This window comes from Actinocorallia sp. B10E7, assembly GCF_039871655.1.
GTDB lineage: Bacteria > Actinomycetota > Actinomycetes > Streptosporangiales > Streptosporangiaceae > Actinocorallia.
On sequence record NZ_JBDPLZ010000006.1, the window covers coordinates 326,913 to 351,343 of the forward strand.

The window sequence follows — 24,431 nt, forward strand, 5'->3', positions numbered from 1 at the left end:
TGGTAGTGGCCCTCAGGTCGCGTCGAGAGCCGGAACCGCATCATGCACCGTGAAGACGGTGTCCAGACCGGTGACCTGCAGGATCCTGCGGACGGCCGGGCGGGGTGCCGCCAGTTCGAACGTTCCACCCCGCTCCTTGACGCGTTTCATGCCGGACAGCAGCACGTTCATGCCGGTCGAATCGCAGAACTCCACTCCCGACAGGTCGACGACCACCCGGTCGAAGTCCTGCTCGGTGAGCGCGGCGGCCAGTGCCTGCTGCAGTCTGGGCGCGGTGTACAGGTCCAGCTCACCGACAGCGGTGATGGCTATGTGACCTGCCTGAGATGCAGTCGAGACCTGAAGCTCCATGACCGGCACACTATCCGCCAAGACCGTCGGGGGCCAGAGAACGGCTTCCGGCTCTCGGTGATTCATCTGTTCTGCCGGTAATCATCAGACACAACAGAGGTAACGACACGGTCTGACCTGGTGATTACTACCCCATGAACCGGTGATTTTGGCAAGCTGAACGGGTGAGGATTTCGCCTGACGGGCAACGTTCCCGGATACGTGAGCGCTTGGAGACGATCCACGCTCGATCGGAGAAATCCACGTCCTGGCGCACCGGCGCCAGATTCCTGCTGCGGCTGGTCAACCGCGACGGGCTGGTGCCGGTCAGAACCCGGCTCACCAGGGAGGACCTCCTCTTTCTCTGCGAGGCCCGCGAGGACGTCTCCGCCCTGTCGGCGATGGCGTTGCGCGTGCTGCACCTGCACCGCCCGCGCCAGGGAGCCGGGCTGTCCAGCGACCCGGACACCCCGCTGCGCCGCTGCCACACCTGCATGACCAGCTGGCCCTGCTCCACCTACCGCGCGATCAGCGAGTCCCTCGGCGGCTGAGTCCTCCTCAGCGCGCCAGCGGCAGCTCGACGGTGAACCGGCAGCCGGGGCCGGCGTTGGCCACGGCGATCTCGCCTTCGTGCGCCTCGACGATGCCCCTGGCGATGGCCAGCCCCAGGCCGGCGCCGCCCTCGCCGGGGGTACGGGCGCTCTCGCCGCGGAAGGCCACGTCGAAGACGCGCGGAAGGTCCTCGGCGGGGATGCCTCCGCAGCAGTCGGCCACCGAGAGCAGCGCCCTGCCGTCCCCGGCCTCGCCGAGGATCTCGACGGACCCGTCCGACGGGGTGTGGCGGATCGCGTTGACCACCAGGTTGCGCAGCGCGCGGCTCAGCTCGGCGGTGTCCACCTCCAGGGGGAGGCCGCGTTCCGCCGCGCCGCGGACGCGGACGCCCTTGGCGCGGGCGAGGGGCTCCGCCCCCGCGACGATCTCGGCGACGAGGTCGTCCAGGCCGACGCGCTGGCGGGACAGGCGGAGCGTCCCGGAGTGGATGCGGGAGAGTTCGAAGAGGTCGTCCACCATCTCGGTGAGCCTGTCCACCTCGGCCCTGATCCTCCCGTGGTAGCGGCGGACGGTCTCCTCGTCGACGACTACCTCGTCTTCGAGCGCTTCGGCCATGGCCCGCAGCCCGGCCAGCGGGGTGCGCAGATCGTGGCTGACCCAGGCGACGAGTTCGCGTCTGCTCGCCTCCAGTGCCTGTTCCCTGGTGTGGGCGGCGGCCAGGCGGTCGTAGGCGGCCTCCAGCTCCCTGGAGAGTTCGGCCAGTTCGGCGGGGAGCACCTGTGCCGGAGCGGTGAAAGGCTCCGCGCGTACCGCTGTGACGAGCGCCTGGTTGGCGCGGGCGAGCCTGCGTCCGAGCAGTACGGCGACACCGAGGCCGACGAGTCCGGCGATGGCCACGACCGTCAGTGCGACGTCACGGTCGTGGGAGGAGATGAACATCCGCAGCGTGATGGCGATGATCCCCGCGACGATGGCGGAGACCGTCGCCACCGCGACGACGGCGAGCTGCACGGCCATCCGCCGTGTGCGCACCAGACGCAGAACCGCGAGTCCGATCCCGCCGACCGCGAGTGCGCTCACCGCGGCCGTGGCGGTGACATCGAGGAGCGCTTCGAAGGGCAGCATCGTCAACTCGCCGCATCTCCATACCGGTAGCCGACTCCCCACACCGTCTGGATGCGTGCGGGGTTCGTCGGATCGACTTCGATTTTCTCGCGGAGACGGCGAACGTGAACGGTGACCGTGGAGGAGTCACCGAACGTCCATCCCCAGACGTGTTCCAGGAGCTGTTCGCGGGTGAACGCCTGGCGCGGGTGGCGCAGAAGGAAGGCCAGAAGGTCGAATTCCCGAGCGGTGAGAGCGAGCGTCTCTCCTCGCAGGGACGCTTCGTGCGCGCTGACGTCCACGACGAGGCCGTCGTCGCGCAGTACTCCCTGCTCGGAGGAAAGGAGGCCGCCGCCCTGCGCGCGGCGGAGGACGGAACGCACGCGCAGAGCCAGCTCGCGCGGGCTGAAGGGCTTCACGACGTAGTCGTCCGCTCCCAGTTCCAGACCTGTGAGCCGATCCGACTCCTCGCCGAGCGCGGTCAGCATGACGACGGGCACCGGGGAGCGCTCGCGCAGTCGGCGGCAGACCTCAAGCCCGTCGATGCCGGGGAGCATCAGATCCAGGACGACGAGATCGGGAGGGGCGTCCAGCGCGCGGTCCAGGGCCGTCCGACCGTCGGGGACGCATTCCACTTCGTGGCCGTCGCGGAGGAGATACCTGGCCACTACTTCTGCCACCGTGGGGTCGTCATCGACGACCAGGATGCGGCCGGTCACCTCGCTCATGCTTCCTCACCGTAAGGGCGGTGGAGACCGTTCGGTGGAAGAGGGGCGAGGACGTCATCACCATGTAAGGCGGGGCGAGCGGGACTTCGCCGGGCGGCGGGGAGGGCTTGCTTGGATGCCCGGAGTGCTACCGACGGGGGCACGACAGCACCCCGAGCTGAGGACGACCCTAGCGTGTCACTTGACGCAGATTTTGCACTGGGGTCCCTGTTTCGCCGCCCTGTTCCTCCGACTCCTCGAAGGAGAACCTGGACGGGGCGTGCAGGTGCGCCCAGACGGTGCTGCCCTGATCGTCGCGGCGGACGCCCCAGGACTGGGAGAGGATCTCGACGATGCCCAGGCCCCGGCCGCCGAGCGAGGAGAGCGCCGGCTGGCCCTTGCGGGGCTCGGTGGCGGCGCCGCCGTCGGTCACCGCCAGCTCGACGGTGTCGCCGACCTTGATCCAGGAGATCTTGATGCCGCCCTCCGCGCCGGGGAGCGGGCGGGCGTGCCTCAGCGCGTTGCTCAGCAGCTCGCTGAGGATCACGGCGGCGTCGTCCGCCACTTCCTCCGACACGCCCCAGGACAGCAGGTCGTTGTTGAGGCGCCTGCGGGCCAGCGAGGCGCTGGACGGGGCGTGCGGAAGGTAGACGGTGCTCATCGTCATCACCTCCTCCGCATCCCCTCGCGCAGCTTTTGCGTCTTCGGTACGACCGAAATGCCCAGCTGGTGGCACCCGGAAACCCGGACGAAACAGATGTTTCCTCGCAGGGCGAGACATTGACCGGGAATCCACGACCAACCACCCCCGTATGCTGGAGCGAAGCGGTCAAACTACTAGTAATCCGCCCGTCAGGCGACGTTCGGGGTTGTGCACTTCAAGCCATTTCCAGCTATCGGCCCGGTTACTCGTCACACGCACGTTTCGTCCGTCACATTCGCGAGCGGCAGGGCCAGCCTCAGCCGGGCTCCGCCCTCCGCGCGGGAATGGGCGCCGATGTCCCCGCCCTGGGCCGCCGCCAGCCGTTTGACGATGTAGAGGCCCAGCCCCACGCCCCCGAACCTGCGGCGGTCCCCCGCCTCGCCCTGGACGAAGCGCTCGAAGATCCGCTCATGATCGCCTTCCGCGATGCCCACGCCCTCGTCGTCCACGGTCACCACCAGCCACCCGTCCTCCAGCGCGGCCTCCACCGTGATCAGGCCGCCCGACGGGGAGTACTTGCAGGCGTTCTCCACCAGCTGGCCCACGATGATGTCGGTGGCCATGGGGTCCCCCAGCGCCAGAGGCAGCCCCTCGGGGACCCGCACGTCCAGGCGGTGCCGCTCCGACAACGGCTGGAACGCCGGGACGACCCGCCGCAGCAGCCCGCCGAGATCGAACGGCTCGCGGACCACCGGCAGCTCCTCCGCCCCCGCCCGGGAGCCCAGCAGCAGCTGCTCGACCAGCCGGCCCAGAGCCCTGGCCCGATCCGCGATCGTGCCGACCGCCTTGCGGCGCTCGGAGTCCGGCAGCTCCGCCCAGCGGTTGACCAGAGTGTCGGCGAAGCCCTGCACCACGGTGATCGGAGTGCGCAGCTCGTGGCTCGTCGTGGCCAGGAAGAGATCCTTGGCCTCCTCCAGCGCCTTGGCCGCGGTGACGTCCCGGAAGTCGACCACCAGCTCACCGGTCTCGGGGATCTCGGCGCACAGGATGTCCAGCCAGGTGCCGTTGCCCATCAGCCGGGTGACCTCGCCGCCGGGCTCGTAGTCGAACGGCGGCCTCCTGCCCAGCACCTCCTCCGGCGGCATCCCGGTGATCCTCGTGGCCGCCGGGTTCCACTGGCGGACCCGGCCCTCGGAGTCCAGCACCGCGATGCCGTCGGCGCTGGCGTCGATCACCGCCCGCTCGTGCGCCTGCTGCCGGACGACCTCCTGGTAGGCCATGACGTTGCGGACCGCGACGCCCGCGTGCCCGGCCAGCAGCTCCAGCAGCTCCAGCTCGGTGTGGCCGGCCGAACGGCCGGCGAACAGCGCGTAGAGCGCCCCGTAGGGCCGGTCGCCCAGGAAGGCCAGACCCAGCGCGACCATCCGCAGATTCGGCAGCGCCTGCCAGATCAGCGCGTCCACCCGGGGCCTGGTGGCCAGCAGGACCGTCCGGCCCGCCTCCAGGAGCTCCGCCACCAGGCTGGAACGCAGCTCCACCGACCTGCCGATGAGCTCGCCCGGCAGGCCGCGGGCCGACATCAGCCGCAACCGGTCGTCCTCGATCCGCACGAAACCGGCGGCGTCCGCGCCGGTGAGCTCCAGCACCGCGGCGGTGATCCGGTCCAGCACCCTGTCGAGATCGTGCTGGGCGTTCAGATCGCCGAGGATGTCGTTCAGCCGCCGCACGAGACGGGCCTTCTCCGCCGCCGCGTGCTGGTCGGCCTCGGTGACCCGGTGGTAGACGCTGACCCAGCCGAGCAGCGCGCCGTCCTCGCCCCGCAGCGCGCTGGTGTCGATCCGGACGTCGACCAGCCTCCGCTCCCGGGTGAGCCGCCGCGTCCCGATCGAGATCTGCGGTCCCTCCCGCACCCGCTCCAGCACGGCGTGGTACTCGGCCTTGAGCTCGTCGGGGACCATCGGGACGACCCGTCCCAGCGCCTCCTCGGCGGTCCAGCCGAAGAGCCGCTCCGCGGCCGGGTTCCAGGCCGTCACGCACAGTCCCTCGTCGATGGCCACGATCGGGTCGGCCGCGCATCGGAGCACCGCGCGTGCCGTCGGGTCGGAGGCGTCCAGGCGCACGCCGTCATCGTGTCACCATTCGGCCTCCTCCACCGGCCGACTCCACGGATTGCGCATGCCCCGCCCGTGCCGGGACGGGCGGGGGACGTCCGCGGAGCGCCGGCCGTCAGGACTTCGCGGCCGCCGTCTCGCCGCGATCCAGACGGCCGATCAGGAAGGCGGCCAGGCCCGCGACCAGGAAGGACAGGAAGGAGGCGCTCATCCAGGGCTGGGGGTCGAAGTGCAGCAGGTCCCGGACGTCGGTCCAGAAGGCGCTCCACCAGGAGACGGCGCCCGGGTTGATCAGCTGGTAGACGGCGAAGCCGGCCAGCCAGGCGGCGATCATGCCCCAGCGGGAGGGCGCGTCGGGGGCGGTGTTCCAGACGCCGCGGGCGCGCAGGAAGAAGTCGGCGGCCAGGACGCCGAGCATCGGGACGAAGACCGAGCCGATCAGGCTGAGGAAACCGGCGTAGTTGCCCATGTTCAGCGCGAGCGCCAGCACGGTGATGAGGGCGCCGAGGCCGATGCTGAGGATCCGGCGGTCGACGCGCGGCAGCAGGTTCTGGATGGACAGCGCGGTCGAGTAGACGTTGGCGAACGACTGGTCGGCCTCGCGGACGACGAACACGAGGAAGAACACCGCGCCGAGCGTCACGGTGAGGAACGGCTGGTAGACGCCCTCTCCGTTGACGGCGAGCGCCAGAGCGAACAGGCCGAGGACGTAGGCGATGATCTGGGTCAGCGCGTACGCGCCGCTCGCCGCGCCGAAGGCGGCCTTCTCGCTGCGGGAGTGGCGGGTGTAGTCGGCGGCCAGCGGCACCCAGGAGATCGAGACGGCCAGGGCCGCGTCGGTGGCGATCCAGAACATGCTCCAGTCCGTGCCGAACGGCGCTCCGCCCGAGGGGCCGGGGTTGGCCGTCAGGTCGGGCAGTCCCTCGCGGAAGAACTGGATGTAGAACCAGACGAGCGCGACGGCCACCGCGACCGTCACGAACCGGCGCAGCAGCCGGACCGAGCCCAGCGGCCAGATCGTCAGGGCGGTCGTGAGCACTCCGGCGAGGAGGACGAACAGCCAGCGGGGACCTCCGCCGAACAGCTCCCTGGCCGCCTCGGAGATCACGATCAGCTCGAACGTGCCCCAGCCGACGAGCTGTGCGATGTTCAGGACCGTCGGCACGTACGACAGCCGGGCACCGAACAGGCCGCGCAGCAGCACCATCGCGGGACGTCCCGTGCGGGCTCCGGGCACCGCCGACAGGCCGAGCATGAGCCCGCCCAGGAGCGTTCCCACGATCATCGCGACGATCCCCGCCGCGATGGACAGCCGGAGCGTCCCGTCGAGGTCGGGGGCGAGCACCGTGTAGGCGCCGGAGAAGGCGAACAGGCTGACGCCGAGGTTGGCCCAGAAGGCGCTCTGGTCCCAGAAGGACAGCACCCTGGGCGCGGGCTCGTCGAGCGTCAGCGGGGCCTCGTGGGAGCCGGGGTCCGCGAGGGGCCTGTGCCCTCGGGAGGCTCCGTCGCCGTTTTCGAGCGTGGCCGAAGACATGCTTGATGCACTCTCCCTACGCCGGCATTACCCGGACAGGTTCATGCGGTCGGCGACGCTCTGGGGTCGCCCTCTCAGCCCGGCCCTCGGCCCGAGCTCCCGCGGTGGGGTTTAGATCCCCCGCATGATACTCATACGGGACGAATCGGATCTAGGCCACGTAAGGGTCTTCGCCCTGCTCCGCCACCATCGGCCTGCCATGATGGGCCCATGCCATCATCCCGCCGTCCACGTTGGAGGCCTGCCAGCCGGCGTTGTTGAGCGCCATCGTGACCTGCGCGGAGCGCCCGCCGACCCGGCAGATCACGTAGACGTCTCGGTCCTGCGGGATCTCGCCGGCCCGGTCGCGCAACTGGCTCATCGGAATGTGCACCGCGCCGGGCGCGTGCCCGGCCGTCCACTCCTCCGGTTCACGCACGTCCAGCAGATATGCGTCCGACGGCACCGCCGCGGCGTCGACGGAGGGTACGTTGTCCCCGAAACTCATCACGACTCCCATGGAACCTGTTGACCACGACCACGTCGACCCGCGCGTGAGGTGCTCCTTGTCCAGATCGGTGGCCACGGCCCTCTTCCTGACCACGGCGATCCTGGTAGCAGCCGGCGCCTGCGGCACCGAAAAGGCCGAGAGCGGGGACTCTACCGTTCCCACCTCGGCCTCCGCTCCTTCGGCCCGGGTGACCGAACTCACCATCAGCCTGAAGAAGTCCCCCGGCTCCGGCGCGCGGACCTGGACGCTGACCTGCGATCCGCCCGGCGGCACCCACCCCGAGCCGAAGAAGGCCTGCGCCCAGCTCGCCAAGCAGGGGGAGAAGGCCTTCGAGCCCATCCCCGCCGACGCCGTCTGCACCGAGATCTACGGCGGCCCCGAGCAGGGCACCGTCGAGGGCACCTGGCGGGGCATCCGCGTCCGGGCCGCCTACCAGCGCAAGGACGGCTGCGGCCTGGACCACTGGTCCAGGGTCAGCGAGCTCTTCGGCGAGCTGCCCCGCGTGCGCTGAACCACTTTCCCACAGCCGTCCACAGGTTGTCCCAGTTATCCCCAGCCCTGTGGACGCCTGTGGATACAGCCTGTGGATAACTCGCGGTGAGGTCGGAAATCCCATCTCACAGCTCGTCAAAGAGCAACAAAACCCGACATACCTCACACACTTGTCCCCTGGGGATATCCACAAGCCTTGTGGATAACTTCGCCCCGGGGATATCGGCATGCCCGCCCTCGGTCCCGCTCCGGGCGGCGGTCAGCAGCGCGGGTCGCCGTGCATGACCAGGAACGCCGCGTGCTCCACCACCGCGTCCAGGTCGTCGCCGAGCGCCCCGGACAGCCACTGGTGGGCGAGTTCCACCATCGATCCGGTGAACATCGCCGCGCTCACCACCGCCTGGCGGGGATCGGTCTCCGGACGGACCTGGGCGCTCTGCTGCAGGGCGGCGTCCATCAGCGCGGTCTGCGTGGCCTGGCGCCGCGCGGCCAGCACCGGATTGGCCCTCCCCTCCGTGAACAGCACCCGGCCCCGGCGGGGATCGGCCGAGCTGAACTCCAGCACGGCATGGATCCCGGCCCTGAGCCTCGAGACCAGGTCGCCGCCCGTTGCGGCCGACTCCACCGCCAGCAGCCGTTCGGCCAGCTCCGCCGCCACCTCGTCGTACACGGCGCCGAGCAGTTCACCGGTGTCGGCGAAGTTCTCGTAGAAGTAGCGGGCGTGCAGGCGGGCGGCCCGGCAGACGGCGCGCACCGACACCGCGGCCTCGCCCCCGGTGCCGAACAGCTCGAACGCCGCCTCCACCAGCAGGGCCCGCCGCCCGCTCCTGCGGTCGGCCGGGGAGACACCCGCCCATCGGGTGGCCGAGGAACCGCGCTCGCTCACCATCCCCTCACCCTAAACGCCCGAACGCCACCGCGAGGCGCGTCGTCCGCCCGTGCGTCCGGCCCGGCCGGACTCCACCACTGATTCGATAGACTTCGAAATACTGAAAGGCGTGCGGAGGGAGAGGATCACCATGGCGGACGCGCGTCCGAGCGCCGCACCGCGGAAGGTCCTGCGCCTGATCCGATCGGCCTGAGACAGACGGTGGAGAACATGACGAATCCCGCTCTTCGAGAGATCGACGTCCTGGTCGTCGGGGGCGGCCAGGCGGGGTCGGCGGCAGGCTTCCACCTGCGCCGCGCCGGGATCGATTTCGTGATCCTCGACGACCAGAACCGGCCAGGCGGGGCCTGGCAGCACACCTGGCCCTCACTGCGGCTGTTCTCTCCCGCCCGGTACAGCTCTCTGCCCGGCCGGATGATGCCCGCGCCCGCGGACGGCGGCTACCCGACCGCGTCCGACGCCGTCGCCTACCTCACCGACTACCAGCGCCGCTACGAGCTGCCCGTGGTCTGGCCCGTGCACGTCGACGCCGTCCACCGCGCCGACGGAGGGCTCCTCGTCCGGACCGGAGCGGGCGACTGGCACGCCAAGATCGTGATCAGCGCGACCGGCACCTGGTCCCGCCCCTACGTCCCCCACTACCCCGGCATCCGCGAGTTCGCCGGCCGCCAGCTCCACACCGCCCGCTACACCGGCCCCGAACCCTTCGCCGGACAGCGCGTCGTGATCGTCGGAGGCGGCAACTCCGCCGCTCAGCTGCTCGCCGAGATCTCCACCGTCGCCGACACCACCTGGGTCACCCTCAAGCCGCCTCGGCTGCTGCCCGACGACATCGACGGCAGGGCCCTCTTCGACCTGGCGACCCGCCGCTACCAAGCTCTCACCTCCGGCGAGGAACACGCCGGAGTCGGCGGCCTCGGCGACATCGTCGCGGTCCCTCCGGTCCGCGAAGCCCGCGACCGCGGCGTCCTCAAAGCCCACCCGATGTTCACCCGCGTCACTCCCACCGGCGTCGCCTGGCCCGACGGCACCCAGCTGGCCTGCGACGCCATCGTGTGGTGCACCGGCTTCCGCCCCGCCCTGGGCCACCTGGCCCCGCTGCGCCTGCGCGACCGCGACGGCCTCATCCCCACCGAAGGCACCCGCGCCGTCGCCGAACCCAGACTCCACCTCCTGGGCTACGGCGACTGGACCGGCCCCGCCTCCGCCACCCTCATCGGCGTCGGCCGCACCGCCCGCGACGCCGTCACCCGGATCTCCGCACAGCTCCAAGCCTCTGAGCCACTCCAGTAGGGCCGTTGAAGAGCGCGGGCCCTCAGCAACAGAACTTCAGATAGTCCTGCAGGTCGGCCAAGGCCCGGGCGGCGCGTTCCTTGTCGCCCCGGTACAGCACGGTCTTGCCGTCGCGGCGGGAGGTGACGATGCCGCCGCGCCGCAGCAGGGCCAGTTGCTGGGAGGCGGTGGACTGGCCGATCCCGGCGCGCTCGGCGATCTCGTTCACCGACAGCTCGGCGCCGTGGGCGAACAGCAGCATGATCTGCTGTCGGGTCGGGCTGGCCAGCGCCTTGAGGAAGTCGTGCGTGGCCTCCGACAGCCCGGGTGACGGCATCGCGCCGCAGTCCCCTGCCGCATCGCAGCCCGGTGCGGCCGTCTCCGTGCCCGATGGACTGGTCCTCGCTTCGGCCATGGGAGCACCTCCTGGGACAGCAGGCTAACCCGTACATCATCATATTGACATATTAGGAAATGAGAATATGTTGGGCGCATGCCGACGCGAACCGCACCCGACGTCACCGTGAAGGGCGGCTGAGATGACACAGCACTTCGATCTGATCGTCATCGGCGGCGGCCAGGCCGGGCTGGCCGCCGCGTACGCCGCCCGCGACGCCGGGCTCTCCGCCGTCGTCCTGGAGGCCTCGCAGCGGACGGCGGGTTCATGGCCGCACTACTACGACGGCCTCACCCTGTTCTCCCCCGCCCGTCGCAGTTCCCTGCCGGGCCTGCCGTTCCCCGCGGATCCCGACCGCTACCCCGCGCGCGATGAGGTGGTGGCCTACCTGAGCGACTACGCCGCGTGGCTGGGCGCCGACATCCGCACCGGTCACCGCGTCTCGAAGGTGGCCTCGGCCGGCTCGGACGAATTCGAGGTCTCCGCCGACGGAGGCCGGAGTTTCACCGCGCCGATGGTGATCGCCGCGACCGGGGCCTTCAGCCGCCCGTACCAGCCCGATCTACCGGGGCTGGAGTCGTTCACCGGCACCGTCCTGCACTCTTCGGCCTACCGGCGGCCCGAGCCGCTGGCCGGACGGCGCGTCGTGGTGGTCGGCGGCGGCAACTCCGCCGTCCAGATCGCCATCGAGCTCGCCGAGCACGCGCACGTCAGCCTGGCCACCCGGCATCCGCTGCGGTTCATGCCGCAACGGCTGCTGGGGCGCGACATCCACCTGTGGTTCGGCTGGAGCGGACTGGACACGGCCGGGTGGGCCCGGCCGCTGCTGACCGGCGGCAGGGGCACTCCCGTCCTCGACACCGGCGCCTACCGGAAGACCATCGCCTCCGGCCGCCCCGACCGCCGTCCGATGTTCACCCGCCTGGACGGCGACCAGGTGCTCTGGAGCGACGGGACGCGCGAGCGCGTCGACGCGGTGCTGCTGGCCACCGGGTACCGGCCCGGTGTGGACTATCTGGCCGGCCTGGGGGCACTCGATGCGGGCGGACGGCCCCTGCATCGCGGCGGCATCTCGCTCACCCACCCGGGGCTGGGGTTCGTCGGCCTGGAATGGCAGCGTTCCTTCGCCTCGGCGACACTGCGCGGCGTCGGCCCCGACGCCCGCCACGTCCTGGCCCGGCTCAGCCGGCGATCGACGCGGGGAGGGCGAACAGGCCTGACAGCCGGGTGAGCGCAGGAGGGACCACCCGGTAGTACACCCAGGTACCGCGCCGGTCACCGGTGATCAGCCCGGCTTGGCGCAGCACCTTCAGGTGGTGGGAGATCGTGGGGGCGGACAGTTCAAACAACCCGGTCAGATCGCACACGCACGCCTCGCCGCCCTCGCTCGCGGCGATCAGGTTCAGCAGACGCAGACGCACCGGGTCCGCCAGAGCCTTGAACACCTGTGCCAGCTCGGCGGCCTCCTCCTCGCCCAGGACCGGGCCGTTCAGCGGCGCGCAGCACTCCCGGGCGGTGACGTCCTCGATCTTCAGCAGCTTCGACATACATCTAATTTGACATCCATCTATCCAGAAGGCAAAGTCGAGTTACTTAGACAAACTTCGAAACAAGGGGGCGGGTCATGCGCAGCCCGTTCGGCCGCCCGCCTCTGATCTTTCGGCCATCCGTCGTTCCGAACTCCTGAAGGAGAGACCACATGAATGCTTCCGAGTCACAGCGGCCGGTCGTCTCCCCGGCCGATGACGGCTGTTGCGGGGTGAGCGCCTGCTGCACCGGCGCCGAGTCCTCCCTCGACCCGTCCGTCACCGTGATCCAGGCCAAGACCGACGCCGGCTGCGGCTGCGTCCAGAACAAGAGCGACGAGGAGGCCCTGCCGGTCGTAGTGATCGGGGCAGGGCCGATCGGTCTGGCCGCCGCCGCCCACCTGGTCGAGCGCGGCCTGGACTTCCAGGTCCTGGAGGCCGGGGAGACGGTCGGCGCGGCCGTCGCCGAATGGGGACACGTCCGGCTCTTCTCCCCGTGGCGCTACAACGTCGACGCCGCCGCCCGCCGCCTCCTGGAGCCGACCGGCTGGACGGCACCCGACCCCGAACTCCTGCCCACCGGCGCCGAACTGGTCCGCGACTACCTCGCTCCGCTCGCCGCCGTCCCCGCCCTGGCCGGACGCATCAGCACCGGAGCCCGCGTCCTGGCCGTCTCCCGCCTGGGCGTCGACGCCACCCGGACCGTCGACCGCGACCGGCATCCGCTGCTGGTGCGCGTCCGCCACGCGGACGGGACCGTCCAGGACATCACGGCCCGCGCCGTCATCGACGCCTCCGGCACCTGGGGGCAGCGCAACCCGCTCGGCCACTCCGGGCTTCCGGCGATCGGCGAGGAGCAGGCCGAGCCCTACCTGACCGGCCCCCTGCCCGACGTCCTCGGCCGGGACCGGGAGCGGTTCGCCGGAAAGCACGCGCTGGTCGTCGGGATGGGGCACTCGGCCGCCAACACCCTCCTCGCGCTGACCGAACTCGCCGCCCAGGAGCCCGGCACCCGCATCACCTGGGCCGTGCGCGGCGCGTCCGTCGCCCGCCTGTACGGCGGCGGCGACGCCGACGGCCTGCCCGCCCGCGGCGCCCTCGGCACCCGGCTGAAGAACGCCGTCGACGGCGGTGCGATCGACCTGGTCCGTTCCTTCACCATCACCGCCTTCCAGGAGACGCCGAACGGGGACGCCATCACCGTCACCGGCGCCACCCCCGACGGCGAACGGACACTGACCGCCGATCTCGTCGTCGCCGCCACCGGCTTCCGGCCCGACCTGGACATGCTCCGAGAGGTCCGCGTCGCCCTCGACCCGGCCACCGAGGCCCCCGTCGACCTCGCGCCGATGATCGACCCGAACTTCCACTCCTGCGGAACCGTCCCCCCGCACGGCGAACGCGACCTCGCCCACCCCGAGACCGGCTTCTACCTCGTCGGCATGAAGAGCTACGGCCGTGCCCCGACCTTCCTCATGGCCACCGGCTACGAGCAGGTCCGCTCCATCGTCGCCGCCCTCGCAGGCGACCGCGAGGCCGCCGACGCCGTCCAGCTGGACCTTCCCGAAACGGGCGTCTGCTCCAGCAGCCTCATCACCGAGGACCTCCTGCCCGGCGCCGACGCCGGGGGCGACACCGCCTGCGCTCCCGAACCCGCCCCCGCCGAGGCCGTCTCGTGCTGCGGCGGCTCCCCCCAGCCGGTGACCATCGGCGTCGGCGCCCCTGCCGGACTCGGTTTCGCCACCGGCCGCGCGCACGGCTACTCCGGCGACCCCGAGAACAGCGAGGCCTGAGGCCGTTCAGGAGATGAGCCGCGCCCATCCCGGTCCGGTGCCGGCGGCGTCAGTCGCCGTCGGCACCGGCGGGCCCTCCCGCCTTCCGCTGATCGCGCTGTGCATCACCGAGATCACCAGCTGGGGAGTGCTGTACTACGCGTTCCCGGTCCTGTCCTCGGCGATCACCGCCGACACCGGCTGGTCCGCCCCCTCCATCACCGCCGCGTTCTCCGCCTCCCTCGTCGTCGCCGCGCTCGTCGGCATCCCCGTCGGGCGGCTCCTGGACCGGCACGGCCCCCGCGCCCTGATGACCGGCGGCTCCGCCCTCGCGGCCGGCTCTGTCCTCCTGCTGGCGGCCGCGCCGAACCTCGCCTTGTTCACCCTCGCCTGGCTGCTCGCCGGAATCGCCCAGGCCGCCGTGCTCTACCAGCCCGCCTTCGCCGCCCTCGTCCGCTACTACGCGCCCCGTCACCTGAGCGCCCTGACGAGCCTCACCCTGGTAGCGGGACTGGCCAGTACGGTGTTCGCGCCTCTCACCGACGCCCTGGCCGCCCAGCTCACCTGGCGGCACACCTACCTGGTGCTCGCCGCCGTCCTCGCCCTGGTCACCGTGCCCCTTCACGCCCTGGCGCTGCACCGCCCCTGGCCCCCGGCCCCCGCACCGGCCCGGAGCACACCCGGCCGCACCGTCTCCGAGATCGTGCGCGGCCGCGCCTTCCTCCTGCTGACCGCAGCCCTCACCCTGTCGACGTTCGCCATGTACGCCGTCATGACCAATCTCATCCCCCTGCTCACCTCACGCGGCTCCAGCGCCACCCTGGCCGCCTGGGCGCTCGGCCTCGGCGGCGTCGGCCAGGTCGCCGGACGCCTCGGCTACGGCCTCCTGGCCCGTCACACCACCGTCGGCTCCCGCACCCTCTGGATCCTCGCCCTGTCCGCCGCCACCATCGCCGCCCTGGCGATCGTGCCCGGCCCGATCGCCCTGCTCGTCGCCATCTCCGTGTTCTCCGGAACCACCCGCGGCATCGCCACCCTCCTGCAGGCCACCGCCGTCTCCGACCGCTGGGGCACCACCGCCTACGGCGCCCTGTCCGGGATCCTCGCCGCCCCCGTCACCATCGCCGGAGCCCTCGCCCCCTGGGCCGGAGCCGCCCTCGCCGCCTCCCTCGGCGGCTACCCCGCCCTCTTCGCCGCGCTGGCCACCGCCGCCCTTCTCGCCGCGCTCCTGGCCGCCGGCAGCACCCCCGCCGAACCCGTCAAGCCATGAACCCCTCACCCCACTGCTCAAGCACGACCTCACCAAAGTCCTGGAGATCGGTGGACCGCCCTTCCGCCCCTGCCGGGTTCGGGCGCACGCCTTGCCTCCTTATCGATACTCAAGTATCAATTGACACTCAAGTATCGAAAGGATGGGTGATCATGAAAGCGGCGTTCACTACGACCGACGGTGTGCGGGTCGGAGAGGTCCCGGAACCGATTCCGGGGAAAGGGCAGGTGCTGGTGGCGCCGCTGTCGGCGGGTATCTGCGGATCGGATCTGCATATGGTGGACGCGCTGGCCGGCCTGGGTGACGCCGCTCCCCGGATCGTGATGGGGCATGAGTTCTGCGCCGAGATCCTGGAAGCGGGGCCTGGGACGTCCGGCCGGTTCGCGCCGGGGACACGCGTGGTGTCGGTGCCTCACATCCTGGGCCCGTCCGGGCCGGTGGATTTGGGGCTGTCGCCGGAGTCGCCGGGCGGGTTCGCGCAGCGGTCGGTGATGCAGGAGTCGCTGCTGCTGCGGGTCCCGGACGACCTCGCCGACGACCACGCCGCGCTGACCGAGCCCTTCGCGGTAGCCGTGCACGCGGTGCGCGCCGCCCGCCCCGAGCCCGGAGACGTGGCGCTCGTCGTAGGCTGCGGACCGATCGGCCTGGCAGTGATCGCGGCACTGAAGGCCGACGGCCACGGGCCGGTGGTCGCCGCCGATTTCTCCCCGGCGCGCCGGGCCCTGGCCGAGCGGCTGGGCGCCGACATCGTGCTCGACCCGGCCGAGTCCTCACCCTATGAGAGGTGGGCCGAGCTCGAGGTCGTCGAGCAGCCTCCCTCTCCCCTGCTGGAAGAGGGCATCCTCGCAGGGAACGTCGTCGCCTTCGAGTGCGTCGGCGCTCCGGGGCTGATCCAGCAGATCATCGACGGCGTCCCACGGCACAGCCGGATCGTCGTCGTCGGCGTGGGCATCGCGCCCGACACGATCACTCCGGTGTCGGCGATCCTCAAGGAGGTCTCGCTCGCCTTCGTCTTCGCCTACCGTCAGCAGGAGTTCGCGCACGCCCTGGAGATGCTGGCCTCGGGACGGGTGGACGCGCAGGCCTTCGTCACCGGCTCCGTGGGACTCGACGGCGTCGCCGACGCCTTCGCCGACCTGCGGACCCCCGACGAACACGTGAAGGTCATCGTGCGTCCTCGGTGAAGGGGGCCGAGATACTGGCCGTATGTCCCCAACGCATCCCAGGCCTCAGAGCCTTCGCGAACGCAAGCGACAACGGGCACGCGATGAGCTCTATACGGCCGCGCTGGACCTGCTGGCCGAGCGGCCCTTCGACGAGGTCACGATCGATGAGATCTGTGAGCGCGCGGAGGTCAGCAGGGCCTCCTTCTTCCGGATCTACGGGGCGAAAGCCGGGCTCCTGCTGGAGTTCAACCACCGACTGGCCCGGAACGCGCGTGAGGCCATGGCCGCGCAGGCGACCGCCGACGCCGTGGAGCGGCTCCGGGTGGTCCAGCAGACCTTGGCCGCCGACTGGACGGCGACGGGCCCCGCGCTACGCGAAATGGTGCGCGGGTTCCTCACCGAGGCGGGCCCCGTCGTGTTCTCGGAGGCCAGGGAGGCGCCCGTGCATCCCGAACTGCTGTCGCTCGTGGCGGAGATCATCGAGGGCGGGCAGAGGGCAGGGGAACTCGACACGCGGCTGGAGCCGAGTTTCATCGCCTGGCTCATCGTGACGGGGATGGCCACCGTCACCGGCCAATGGATCGTCGGCCGCAGTGAGGTGAGCCTGGAGAAGGCCACCGGTGATGTGCTGGAGGTGCTGCTCACCGGCCTGGCGCGGCCCTGAGACCACCGGACGCCCGAGCGCTCGACCATGGGAACTCCTTGCCAAGAAATAGAAACTCGAGTATCAATTGAGATTCAAGTTTCACTAGGAGGGTCTCATGCACCTGAACGGCGGCACTCTCTTGGCCAGAACGTTGGCCGAAGCGGCTCCGGTGATCTTCACCCTGCATGGCGGGCACCTGGACTCCTTCTTCCAGGGCTGCGTGGAGGAGGGCATCGAACTGATGGACTTCCGGCACGAGGCCGCTGCGGTCAACGCCGCCGACGGGTATGCCCGGGTGACCGGCGGGCTCGGCGTGGCCGCCGTGACCAGCGGCCCCGGTTTCAGCAACGGCTTCGCCGGGATCACCAACGCCTTCGCCGACGGCGTCCCCCTGCTGGTGATCATCGGCGCGCCCCCGCTGCGCGAGGTCGAGACCCGGGAACTGCAGGGAGGCCTCGACCAGATCGCCGCCCTCACCCCGGTCACCAAGTGGGCCCACCGCATCACCGCCCCCGAGCGGATCCCCGACCTGGTGGGCCTGGCCGTCCGCCACGCCCTGTCCGGCCGTCCCGGCCCGGTCGTGCTGGAACTCCCGATCGATGTGGCCTTCACCCCCGTGAACGAAGCCCACCTCCGGCCCGCGGGGCCCCTGCGGATCGGCGCCCGTCCGGCCCCCGGCCGTCAGGCCCTCACCGACGCACTGGAATTGCTGGACGGCGCCGAGCGCCCGGTCATCCTCGCGGGCGAGGGCACGCTGTGGTGGCAGGACCGCGGGATCCTCACCGAGTTCGCCGAGACCACCGGGATCCCGGTGATCTCGGGAGGCCCGGCCTCGCGCGGACTTCCGTCCCGGCACCCCCTGAACGGCCACGGCCTCGGCACGCTCACCGCGCTCGGCATGTCGGGCGGCGGCTCGCCCGACGTGGTGATACTGCTCGGATTCCCGCTGAGCCTCTTCTCCGGGGGAGGTCCCGGAGGGGCCATCCCCGCCGACGCCAAGCTCCTCCAGATCGACGCCGACGCCGCCGAGATCGGACGTCTGGGCCCGGTCGACGTCGCGGTCCAGGCCGACGGCGCCGAGACCCTCGCCGCCCTGCTCGACGCGCACGAGGGGCCCTGGCGCGACCACGGCGAGTGGGCCGGCAAGCTGGTGGCCGCGCACAAGCTCATGGAACTGCTGTTCGCCGACGCCCCCGAGGAGATCGACGGCCGGATCCACCCCTACCACGCCGCCAAGGAGGCCCTGGCGACGCTCGACCCGGAGACGATCATCGTCGCCGACGGCGGCGAGTCCGCCGCCTGGGTCAACTTCACGATGCCCGAGGCGGAACCGGAGATCGTGCTCAACCCCGGCTACCAAGGACACCTGGGCATCGGACAGGGCATCGCCATCGGCGCGCAGCGCGCCGAGCCCGGCCGCCGGGTCGTGCAGATCACCGGTGACGGCGCGGTCGGCTTCCACATCCAGGAACTCGACACCATGGTCCGGCACGACCTGCCCATCGTCACCGTCGTGCTGGCCAACGACACCTGGGGCATGTCGATCCACGGCCAGGACGTCCTGCTCGGCAAGGGCAACGACATCGTCAGCCGCTTGGCCCCCACCGCGTACGAGAAGGTCGCCCAGGCCTTCGGCGCCCACGGCGAGCGCGTCGAGAAGCTCAGCGACCTCGGCCCCGCCGTCCGCCGGGCCCTCGACTCCGGCAGGCCCTCCCTCGTCAACGTCCTCATCTCCAACGAGGTCGTGCACCCGATGACCACCGCGATGCTCGGCGACGTCACCGCGACCGACGAGATCGTCGTCCCCTACTACCAGAACATCCCCCTCAGGTAGCGGGCGAAGAGACACTAAGCCCCCCATCTGCATATTTCCTTCCTTATAAAGTAAACAATCTTCCTCCGGAGGACGCTCATGCTGGGACGTGACCGGCTCTTCATCGGCGGTGCCTGGGTCGACTCCGCCGGCACCGGCACCATCGACGTCGTCTCCCCCCACACCGAAGAACTGATCGGCCGGGTACCCGAGGGCACCGAGGCCGATATCGACCGGGCCGTGGCCGCCGCCCGCGAGGCCTTCGACCACGGCCCCTGGCCGCGGATGGGTCCGGCCGAGCGGGCAGAGGTCCTCGGCAGGCTGTCGGCGATCTACGCCGAGCGCCAGCAGGCCATGGCCGACCTGGTCACCGCCGAGATGGGCTCGCCCGCCCTGTTCTCGATCTTCGGACAGGCGGCCATCCCCCAGATGGTGCTCCAGTACTACACCGATCTCGCCGCCTCCTACCCCTGGGAGGAGGAGCGCCAGGGCATGCAGGGCCCGGTCACCGTCGTCCGGGAGCCCGTCGGCGTGGTCGCGGCGATCGTGCCCTGGAACGTCCCCCAGTTCGCGCTCATGCTCAAACTCGCCCCCGCCTTGATCGCCGGCTGCACGATCGTGGCCAAGCCCTCCCCCGAGACCCCGCTGGACACCGTCCTGTTCGCCGACTGGCTCGCCGAAGCCGACGTCCCCGCGGGCGTGGTCAACATCGTCCCCGGCGGACGCGAGGTCGGCGCCCACCTGGTGGCCCACCCCGGCGTCGACAAGGTCTCCTTCACCGGCTCCACCGCCGCCGGACGCCAGATCGGCGAGGTGTGCGGGCGGCAGCTCAAGCGGGTCACCCTGGAACTGGGCGGCAAGTCCGCGGCGATCATCCTGGAGGACGCCGACCTGGCTGCCACCGTCGAGGGCTTCAAGATGGCCTCGCTGAGCAACAACGGCCAGGTCTGCGCCGCGCAGACCCGCATCCTCGCGCCGCGCTCCCGCTACGACGAGGTCGCCGACGCCCTGACGGCCATGGTCGGCTCCCTCACCGTCGGCGACCCGTCCAGCTTCGACACCCACATCGGCCCGCTGGTGTCCCGGCGTCAGCAGGAGCGGGTGGAGGGCTACATCCGCCTCGGCCAGGAGGAGGGCGCGAAAGTCCTCGTCGGCGGTCTGAACCGACCGCACGACCGCGGCTGGTACGTCGCCCCCACCGTCTTCGGCGACGTCACCAACGACATGCGCATCGCCCGCGAGGAGATCTTCGGCCCCGTCCTCGCCCTCATCCCCTACGAGGACGAGGAGGACGCCGTCCTCATCGCCAACGACAGCGAGTACGGACTGGCCGGCTCGGTCTGGACCTCCGACGTCGACCACGGCATCGAGGTCGCCCGCCGTATCCGTACCGGAAGCTGCGGCGTCAACCTCTACGGCGTCGACCCCGGCACCCCGTTCGGCGGCTACAAGAACAGCGGCCTGGGCCGCGAACTCGGCCCCGAGGGCCTGGAGGCCTACCTGGAGCACAAGAGCATCCCCCGCCCCGCCTGAACGACCGACGGAGCCTCCCTTCGAAAGAAAGAAGAGAACACATGACCGACACGCTGGAAGGCAAGCACGCGCTGGTGACCGGCGCCGCCTCGGGAATCGGACTGGCATGCGCCCGCGCGCTGTCCGCGGCGGGCGCCCGCGTCACCCTGGTCGACATCGCCGAGGACTCGCTGGCCGAGTACGCGGCCGAACTCGGCGCCGAAGCCCGGGCGCTGGTCGCGGACGTGACCGACGAAGAACAGGTGGAGCAGGCCGTCTCAGCCGCCGCCGACGCCTTCGGGCCGCTGCACGTCACCGTGAACGCGGCAGGATCCGGCACCTTCGGTTCGATCACCGACCTGCCCCTGAGCGAATGGCGCCGCGTCATCGACCTGAACCTGACCGGCGTCTTCCTCTCGATCAAGCACCAGGCCCGCCACATGGCCGACGGCGGCTCGATCGTGAACATCGCCTCGCTGAACGCCCGGCAGCCCGCAGAGGGATTCGCCACCTACTGCGCGAGCAAGTCCGGCGTAGAGATGCTGACCAAGGTCGCCGCCATGGACCTGGGAAAACGCCGCATCAGGGTCAACGCGATCGCGCCGGGACTCATCGACACCCCCCTTACCGCCGGTTTCAAGGGAACCGCGATCGAGGAGGAGTTCCTGGACAACATCCCCCTGGGCCGCGGTGGCCTCCCACACGACGTCGCCTCGGTCGCCGTGTTCCTGGCCTCCGACGCCTCCTCCTGGATTACCGGTGACATGCTCCTCGTGGACGGCGGCGCCCACACCATGCGTTACCCCCAGATGGCCAAGCTCTTCGGAGCCGGCTGACCCGCCTGACGATCTCACCGATCGGCAGGACCAGGCCGCGCATGCGGCATCGTAGGGATTCCGGCCGCGGAGACTCACCGGCGACCAGCCCCCAGGCCGCCGCCTCGAAAGATCGACGAAAAGCCGAACGGCCCCGACGCTTTCGCGTCGGGGCCGTTCCGCCACGCGGCGGGTCGCGACTTTCGTCGCCACCCAAGGGTGGGCGAGGAGGGATTTGAACCCTCACACCCTTTCGGGCACACGGACCTGAACCGTGCGCGTCTGCCGTTCCGCCACTCGCCCTTGCGATTGGCCGCTTTCCGGCGGCGCTTGAAAAGATTAGCACGTCTGCGAGGGTGGTTTGCGAACGACGGTGGGTCCCGAACCTTCCCCCGGATACGATCGTCTGACTAGCAGGGAGAGGAGGTGCCCGGTGGGCGTCCTACAGCGCTTCGAACGCCGGCTTGAGGGCATGGTCGAGGGTGCCTTCGCGCGGGCGTTCAAGTCCGAGCTGCAGCCGGTCGAGGTGGCCAGCGCGGTTCAGCGGGAAATGGACGAACGCGCCGCGATCGTGGCCCAGGGCCGGACCCTGGTGCCGAACGACTTCGTGGTGGAGATCTCGCATCCGGACGGGCAGCGGCTGGAGGTCTACGCCGACAGCCTGAGCCAGGAACTCGCCAACCTGGCCCGGGAGTACGCCAAGGAGCAGGGGTTCTCGTTCGTGGGCCCCGTGCGGGTCCGGTTCGAGCCCGCGGGGGACCTGGGCACGGGCATGTTCCGGATACGCTCGGGCGTCGTCCGCGGCTCGACGATCGAGAACAACGAGATCCGCCGTCCCGCGTCCGATCACCCGCAGGGCCGCGGCAGCGTCTTCCCCGGCCGGCCGAGGCTCGACGTGACCACGGGCGAAGGAGCACACCAGTCCTATGACATCACCACCCCGGTGACGCTGCTGGGACGGGGAACCGACTGCGACCTACGACTGGTCGACCCCGGAGTGTCACGCCACCACGCAGAGATCCGCGTAGAAGGTCCCGAAATCGCGCTCGTGGATCTAGGGTCTACCAACGGCAGTTTCGTGAACGGTCAGCCGATCCGAAGAGTCTCGCTCATCGACGGCACCCGGATCACGATCGGCCGGACCAACCTCGTGTTCCGCCGCGACCGGGAGTAGCACCCCTCGATGACCCCGATCACCCTGACGCTCATCAAGATCGCGTTCCTTGCGGTGCTGTGGCTCTTCGTCATCGCCGCGGTGGGCGTGATCCGTGCCGACCTGTTCGGCTCCCGGGCCGCAGAGCGGGCCGCGAACCGTCCCCCCAGGCAGCCCCGGCAGACGGCCCAGGAAAGGGCCAGACAGCAGCAACCACAGCAGCGTCAGCCGGCGGCACCGCCCCAGCAGACGCCCCAACCGCAGCAGCCGTCGCACGATTCCCCGGTCCTCGTCGTCACCGAGGGGCCCCTGACCGGTACCCGGATCGATCTGGCCACCTCGGGAACGGTCACCATCGGCCGCGCCCCGGACTCCACCCTGGTGGTCTCCGACGACTACGCCTCGAGCCGGCACGCCCGGATCTTCCGGCAGGACGCCGGCTGGATCCTGGAGGACCTGAACTCGACCAACGGCACCTACCTGGGCAGGTCGAAGGTGACCCGGCCCACCCAACTCCCTGTCGGCGTCCCGGTGCGTATCGGCAAGACCGTAATCGAGTTGCGCAAATGAACACTCCACGTATCGGCATCCGCTACGCCGCCCGCTCCGACGTGGGCATGCTCCGCGAGGGCAACGAGGACTCGGGCTACGCCGGGGCCCGTCTGCTGGCCGTCGCCGACGGCATGGGCGGCCACGTCGGCGGCGAGATCGCCAGCGCCGCCGCCATCGAGACCCTGCGCAAGCTGGACACCGAGGTGCCCGCCGACCAGCTCCTGGTCGCGCTGGAGCACTCGGTCAAGGCCGCCAACGACAAACTGCACCACATGGTGGAGGGCGACCCGTCCCTGCAGGGCATGGGCACCACCCTCACCGCCATGCTCTGGTCCGGCAGCCAGGTCGCGCTCGCCCACATCGGCGACTCCCGCGCCTACCTGCTGCGCAACGGCGAGCTGTTCCAGATCACCCACGACCACACCCTGGTGCAGTCGCTGGTGGACGAGGGCAGGATCAGCCTGGACGACGCCGCCACCCACCCGCAGCGCTCCCTGCTGCTGCGCGCCCTGGACGGCCGCAACGAGGTCGAACCCGACCTCTCCCTGCGCGAGGCCCAGGTCGGCGACCGCTACCTCCTGTGCTCCGACGGGCTGAGCGGGGTGGTCAGCGCCGAGACCATCCACCAGGTGCTCACCGCCCAGGAGGCTCCCGAGGGGGCCATCCGCCAGCTGATCGACCTGGCCAACCGCGGCGGCGGCCCCGACAACATCACCTGCGTGGTCGCGGACGTCATCGACCTCGACCGGGAGCCCCCCTCCCAGGACCGCCAGGTGCTGGCGGGCGCGGCGGCCAACAAGGCGCAGGAGGCCGCGCAGGCCGCGCCGCAGCCGCCGCGCCCCGCCGACACCCCGGCGCAGCGGGCCGCCGACCATCTGCGGGACACCCTGCCGCAGCCGGGGCTCCAGCTGAACAACGACTACGTGCCGCCGCCCTCACCGGCTCCCGCCCCCGCCCAGGCCCCCGCGGCCCAGGGCGGCATGCCCCAGCCCTACCAGGCGGCGGGAGCGCCTCCCGCGGCTCCTCCGCCGCCCGCCGGGCAGGGCGGGCCGCCGGGCGGCCCGCCGCACGGACGCCGCAAGGGCAGGCCCGTCCTGCTGCTCGGCGCGGCCGGGGTCGTCGGCCTGCTGGTGATCGCCGCCGGCTACTTCGGCTACACCAGCCTGAACAAGGGCTTCTACCTCGCCGCCGAAGGCCAGAAGGTCGTCGTCTTCAAGGGCACCAACAAGAGCCTGTTCGGCCTCCCCGCCCCGTCCAAGGCACCGTCCAAGGAGCAGCCGGACCTCACTCTGGCCGACCTGCCGAACGCCGAGAAGAAGAAGATCCGCGACAAGTCGATCCACCACGACGACCTGGCCGGGATCAGGCAGGAACTGACCCGCCTCGAGGGCGCCTGCAAGATCCAGCTCCGGGACCAGGACGAGATCGTGGTGATCGTCAGGGGTGAGGGGCAGCCGGGCTGCCCGGCCCAGCCGCTCACCCAGGACCCCCGGTCCAACACCCCCCTCCCTCGGCCCGACGTGAAGGCCCTGCCCGAGACCGCGCTCGAAGAGGCCAAGAGCAAGGACTACCCGACGGTCGAAGCGGCGGTCACCGAACTGGTGAACCTGCAGAAGCGCGCCGACAACTGCAAGGCCACGCCCAACCAGAGCGACTGCCCGAAGTGACGACGCGTGTGAGGAAGG

General features: G+C 70.8%; 24 protein-coding genes, 1 tRNA gene and 1 riboswitch. Of the genes, 14 read left to right on the forward strand and 11 right to left on the reverse strand.

Annotation, left to right across the window (positions count from 1 at the left end):
- Positions 1 to 12 precede the first annotated feature (12 nt).
- The gene (locus ABGB12_RS23255; RefSeq protein ID WP_347681288.1) at positions 13 to 351 is read right to left on the reverse strand and encodes an STAS domain-containing protein; all 339 of its coding nucleotides are present in this window, start codon (positions 349 to 351) and stop codon (positions 13 to 15) included.
- A 209-nt stretch (positions 352 to 560) separates the two neighbouring features.
- On the opposite strand from ABGB12_RS23255, the gene ABGB12_RS23260 reads away from it, so the two are divergent.
- Positions 561 to 881: a hypothetical protein gene (locus tag ABGB12_RS23260; RefSeq protein ID WP_347681290.1), complete on the forward strand. Its 321-nt coding sequence runs from the start codon at positions 561 to 563 to the stop codon at positions 879 to 881.
- A gap of 7 nt (positions 882 to 888) precedes the next feature.
- On the opposite strand, the gene ABGB12_RS23265 is transcribed toward ABGB12_RS23260, so the two are convergent.
- The 6 genes from ABGB12_RS23265 to ABGB12_RS23290 all read right to left on the reverse strand — a co-directional run bounded on the left by ABGB12_RS23265 (position 889) and on the right by ABGB12_RS23290 (position 7,468).
- Positions 889 to 2,007 (reverse strand): ATP-binding protein, encoded by a 1,119-nt coding sequence (locus ABGB12_RS23265; RefSeq protein ID WP_347681501.1) that lies wholly within the window; start codon positions 2,005 to 2,007, stop codon positions 889 to 891.
- A 2-nt stretch (positions 2,008 to 2,009) separates the two neighbouring features.
- Entirely contained in the window at positions 2,010 to 2,705 is a 696-nt protein-coding gene (locus tag ABGB12_RS23270; RefSeq protein WP_347681503.1) for a response regulator transcription factor, read from the reverse strand.
- Between the two features lie 178 nt (positions 2,706 to 2,883).
- Positions 2,884 to 3,354, reverse strand: coding sequence for an ATP-binding protein (locus ABGB12_RS23275; RefSeq protein ID WP_347681292.1), 471 nt, complete (start codon positions 3,352 to 3,354; stop codon positions 2,884 to 2,886).
- Between the two features lie 251 nt (positions 3,355 to 3,605).
- Positions 3,606 to 5,456, reverse strand: coding sequence for a PAS domain S-box protein (locus tag ABGB12_RS23280; protein WP_347681294.1), 1,851 nt, complete (start codon positions 5,454 to 5,456; stop codon positions 3,606 to 3,608).
- A gap of 106 nt (positions 5,457 to 5,562) precedes the next feature.
- Positions 5,563 to 6,981 carry a cytosine permease gene (locus ABGB12_RS23285; RefSeq protein ID WP_347681296.1) on the reverse strand — a complete coding sequence of 473 codons (1,419 nt, stop codon included), beginning with the start codon at positions 6,979 to 6,981 and terminating at the stop codon, positions 5,563 to 5,565.
- Positions 6,977 to 7,094, reverse strand: a riboswitch (TPP riboswitch). It overlaps the preceding gene by 5 nt.
- Positions 7,095 to 7,132: 38 nt before the next feature.
- Positions 7,133 to 7,468 (reverse strand): rhodanese-like domain-containing protein, encoded by a 336-nt coding sequence (locus ABGB12_RS23290; RefSeq protein ID WP_347681298.1) that lies wholly within the window; start codon positions 7,466 to 7,468, stop codon positions 7,133 to 7,135.
- A 58-nt stretch (positions 7,469 to 7,526) separates the two neighbouring features.
- Between ABGB12_RS23290 and ABGB12_RS23295 the strand changes: the two genes are divergently transcribed.
- Entirely contained in the window at positions 7,527 to 7,982 is a 456-nt protein-coding gene (locus tag ABGB12_RS23295; protein WP_347681300.1) for an SSI family serine proteinase inhibitor, read from the forward strand.
- 240 nt (positions 7,983 to 8,222) lie between these two features.
- On the opposite strand, the gene ABGB12_RS23300 is transcribed toward ABGB12_RS23295, so the two are convergent.
- On the reverse strand, positions 8,223 to 8,852 hold the full coding sequence (locus ABGB12_RS23300; protein ID WP_347681302.1) for a TetR/AcrR family transcriptional regulator: 630 nt from the start codon (positions 8,850 to 8,852) through the stop codon (positions 8,223 to 8,225).
- A 210-nt stretch (positions 8,853 to 9,062) separates the two neighbouring features.
- Between ABGB12_RS23300 and ABGB12_RS23305 the strand changes: the two genes are divergently transcribed.
- Positions 9,063 to 10,145 (forward strand): ArsO family NAD(P)H-dependent flavin-containing monooxygenase, encoded by a 1,083-nt coding sequence (locus ABGB12_RS23305; protein ID WP_347681304.1) that lies wholly within the window; start codon positions 9,063 to 9,065, stop codon positions 10,143 to 10,145.
- A gap of 22 nt (positions 10,146 to 10,167) precedes the next feature.
- Here the strand turns inward: ABGB12_RS23305 and ABGB12_RS23310 are convergent, their stop codons facing one another.
- A complete protein-coding gene (locus ABGB12_RS23310) occupies positions 10,168 to 10,539 on the reverse strand; it encodes a metalloregulator ArsR/SmtB family transcription factor (protein WP_347681306.1) in 372 nt (123 codons plus the stop codon).
- A gap of 124 nt (positions 10,540 to 10,663) precedes the next feature.
- On the opposite strand from ABGB12_RS23310, the gene ABGB12_RS23315 reads away from it, so the two are divergent.
- Positions 10,664 to 11,752, forward strand: coding sequence for an NAD(P)-binding domain-containing protein (locus ABGB12_RS23315; protein ID WP_347681308.1), 1,089 nt, complete (start codon positions 10,664 to 10,666; stop codon positions 11,750 to 11,752).
- Here the strand turns inward: ABGB12_RS23315 and ABGB12_RS23320 are convergent.
- The gene (locus ABGB12_RS23320; protein ID WP_347681310.1) at positions 11,703 to 12,068 is read right to left on the reverse strand and encodes a metalloregulator ArsR/SmtB family transcription factor; all 366 of its coding nucleotides are present in this window, start codon (positions 12,066 to 12,068) and stop codon (positions 11,703 to 11,705) included. The two genes, ABGB12_RS23315 and ABGB12_RS23320, sit on opposite strands and share 50 nt — an antisense overlap.
- Before the next feature lie 152 nt (positions 12,069 to 12,220).
- Between ABGB12_RS23320 and ABGB12_RS23325 the strand changes: the two genes are divergently transcribed.
- The 7 genes from ABGB12_RS23325 to ABGB12_RS23355 all read left to right on the forward strand — a co-directional run bounded on the left by ABGB12_RS23325 (position 12,221) and on the right by ABGB12_RS23355 (position 21,062).
- Entirely contained in the window at positions 12,221 to 13,840 is a 1,620-nt protein-coding gene (locus tag ABGB12_RS23325) for an FAD-dependent oxidoreductase (RefSeq protein ID WP_347681312.1), read from the forward strand.
- 13 nt (positions 13,841 to 13,853) lie between these two features.
- A complete protein-coding gene (locus ABGB12_RS23330; protein ID WP_347681314.1) occupies positions 13,854 to 15,089 on the forward strand; it encodes an MFS transporter in 1,236 nt (411 codons plus the stop codon).
- A 152-nt stretch (positions 15,090 to 15,241) separates the two neighbouring features.
- On the forward strand, positions 15,242 to 16,273 hold the full coding sequence (locus tag ABGB12_RS23335) for a zinc-binding dehydrogenase (RefSeq protein WP_347681316.1): 1,032 nt from the start codon (positions 15,242 to 15,244) through the stop codon (positions 16,271 to 16,273).
- 22 nt (positions 16,274 to 16,295) lie between these two features.
- The gene (locus ABGB12_RS23340) at positions 16,296 to 16,919 is read left to right on the forward strand and encodes a helix-turn-helix domain-containing protein (RefSeq protein ID WP_347681318.1); all 624 of its coding nucleotides are present in this window, start codon (positions 16,296 to 16,298) and stop codon (positions 16,917 to 16,919) included.
- Between the two features lie 97 nt (positions 16,920 to 17,016).
- The gene (locus ABGB12_RS23345; RefSeq protein WP_347681320.1) at positions 17,017 to 18,735 is read left to right on the forward strand and encodes a thiamine pyrophosphate-binding protein; all 1,719 of its coding nucleotides are present in this window, start codon (positions 17,017 to 17,019) and stop codon (positions 18,733 to 18,735) included.
- Between the two features lie 78 nt (positions 18,736 to 18,813).
- Entirely contained in the window at positions 18,814 to 20,247 is a 1,434-nt protein-coding gene (locus ABGB12_RS23350; protein WP_347681322.1) for an aldehyde dehydrogenase, read from the forward strand.
- 41 nt (positions 20,248 to 20,288) lie between these two features.
- Positions 20,289 to 21,062 (forward strand): SDR family NAD(P)-dependent oxidoreductase, encoded by a 774-nt coding sequence (locus ABGB12_RS23355; RefSeq protein WP_347681324.1) that lies wholly within the window; start codon positions 20,289 to 20,291, stop codon positions 21,060 to 21,062.
- Between the two features lie 199 nt (positions 21,063 to 21,261).
- On the opposite strand, the gene ABGB12_RS23360 is transcribed toward ABGB12_RS23355, so the two are convergent.
- Positions 21,262 to 21,344: transfer RNA gene (locus ABGB12_RS23360), tRNA-Leu, on the reverse strand.
- Positions 21,345 to 21,474: 130 nt separating this feature from the next.
- Here ABGB12_RS23360 and ABGB12_RS23365 point away from each other — a divergent pair.
- From ABGB12_RS23365 to ABGB12_RS23375, 3 genes are read left to right on the forward strand one after another with little or no spacing between them, the layout of a single operon-like run.
- A complete protein-coding gene (locus ABGB12_RS23365) occupies positions 21,475 to 22,215 on the forward strand; it encodes a DUF3662 and FHA domain-containing protein (protein WP_347681326.1) in 741 nt (246 codons plus the stop codon).
- A 9-nt stretch (positions 22,216 to 22,224) separates the two neighbouring features.
- Positions 22,225 to 22,764 carry an FHA domain-containing protein gene (locus ABGB12_RS23370; protein WP_347681327.1) on the forward strand — a complete coding sequence of 180 codons (540 nt, stop codon included), beginning with the start codon at positions 22,225 to 22,227 and terminating at the stop codon, positions 22,762 to 22,764.
- Complete coding sequence (locus ABGB12_RS23375; protein WP_347681329.1) at positions 22,761 to 24,413, forward strand: Stp1/IreP family PP2C-type Ser/Thr phosphatase; 1,653 nt, start codon at positions 22,761 to 22,763, stop codon at positions 24,411 to 24,413. The genes ABGB12_RS23370 and ABGB12_RS23375 overlap by 4 nt, the downstream gene beginning before the upstream one ends.
- Positions 24,414 to 24,431: the final 18 nt, after the last annotated feature.

Bases quoted from the DNA above. Each gene is read 5' to 3' on its own strand.
- ABGB12_RS23255 (WP_347681288.1), bottom strand. From the start codon at position 351: ATGGAGCTTCAGGTCTCGACTGCATCTCAGGCAGGTCACATAGCCATC.
- ABGB12_RS23265 (WP_347681501.1), bottom strand. From the start codon at position 2,007: ATGCTGCCCTTCGAAGCGCTCCTCGATGTCACCGCCACGGCCGCGGTG.
- ABGB12_RS23275 (WP_347681292.1), bottom strand. From the start codon at position 3,354: ATGAGCACCGTCTACCTTCCGCACGCCCCGTCCAGCGCCTCGCTGGCC.
- ABGB12_RS23285 (WP_347681296.1), bottom strand. From the start codon at position 6,981: ATGTCTTCGGCCACGCTCGAAAACGGCGACGGAGCCTCCCGAGGGCAC.
- ABGB12_RS23290 (WP_347681298.1), bottom strand. From the start codon at position 7,468: ATGAGTTTCGGGGACAACGTACCCTCCGTCGACGCCGCGGCGGTGCCG.
- ABGB12_RS23300 (WP_347681302.1), bottom strand. From the start codon at position 8,852: ATGGTGAGCGAGCGCGGTTCCTCGGCCACCCGATGGGCGGGTGTCTCC.
- ABGB12_RS23305 (WP_347681304.1), top strand. From the start codon at position 9,063: ATGACGAATCCCGCTCTTCGAGAGATCGACGTCCTGGTCGTCGGGGGC.
- ABGB12_RS23310 (WP_347681306.1), bottom strand. From the start codon at position 10,539: ATGGCCGAAGCGAGGACCAGTCCATCGGGCACGGAGACGGCCGCACCG.
- ABGB12_RS23315 (WP_347681308.1), top strand. From the start codon at position 10,664: ATGACACAGCACTTCGATCTGATCGTCATCGGCGGCGGCCAGGCCGGG.
- ABGB12_RS23320 (WP_347681310.1), bottom strand. From the start codon at position 12,068: ATGTCGAAGCTGCTGAAGATCGAGGACGTCACCGCCCGGGAGTGCTGC.
- ABGB12_RS23325 (WP_347681312.1), top strand. From the start codon at position 12,221: ATGAATGCTTCCGAGTCACAGCGGCCGGTCGTCTCCCCGGCCGATGAC.
- ABGB12_RS23330 (WP_347681314.1), top strand. From the start codon at position 13,854: ATGAGCCGCGCCCATCCCGGTCCGGTGCCGGCGGCGTCAGTCGCCGTC.
- ABGB12_RS23335 (WP_347681316.1), top strand. From the start codon at position 15,242: ATGAAAGCGGCGTTCACTACGACCGACGGTGTGCGGGTCGGAGAGGTC.
- ABGB12_RS23340 (WP_347681318.1), top strand. From the start codon at position 16,296: ATGTCCCCAACGCATCCCAGGCCTCAGAGCCTTCGCGAACGCAAGCGA.
- ABGB12_RS23345 (WP_347681320.1), top strand. From the start codon at position 17,017: ATGCACCTGAACGGCGGCACTCTCTTGGCCAGAACGTTGGCCGAAGCG.
- ABGB12_RS23350 (WP_347681322.1), top strand. From the start codon at position 18,814: ATGCTGGGACGTGACCGGCTCTTCATCGGCGGTGCCTGGGTCGACTCC.
- ABGB12_RS23355 (WP_347681324.1), top strand. From the start codon at position 20,289: ATGACCGACACGCTGGAAGGCAAGCACGCGCTGGTGACCGGCGCCGCC.
- ABGB12_RS23370 (WP_347681327.1), top strand. From the start codon at position 22,225: ATGACCCCGATCACCCTGACGCTCATCAAGATCGCGTTCCTTGCGGTG.
- ABGB12_RS23375 (WP_347681329.1), top strand. From the start codon at position 22,761: ATGAACACTCCACGTATCGGCATCCGCTACGCCGCCCGCTCCGACGTG.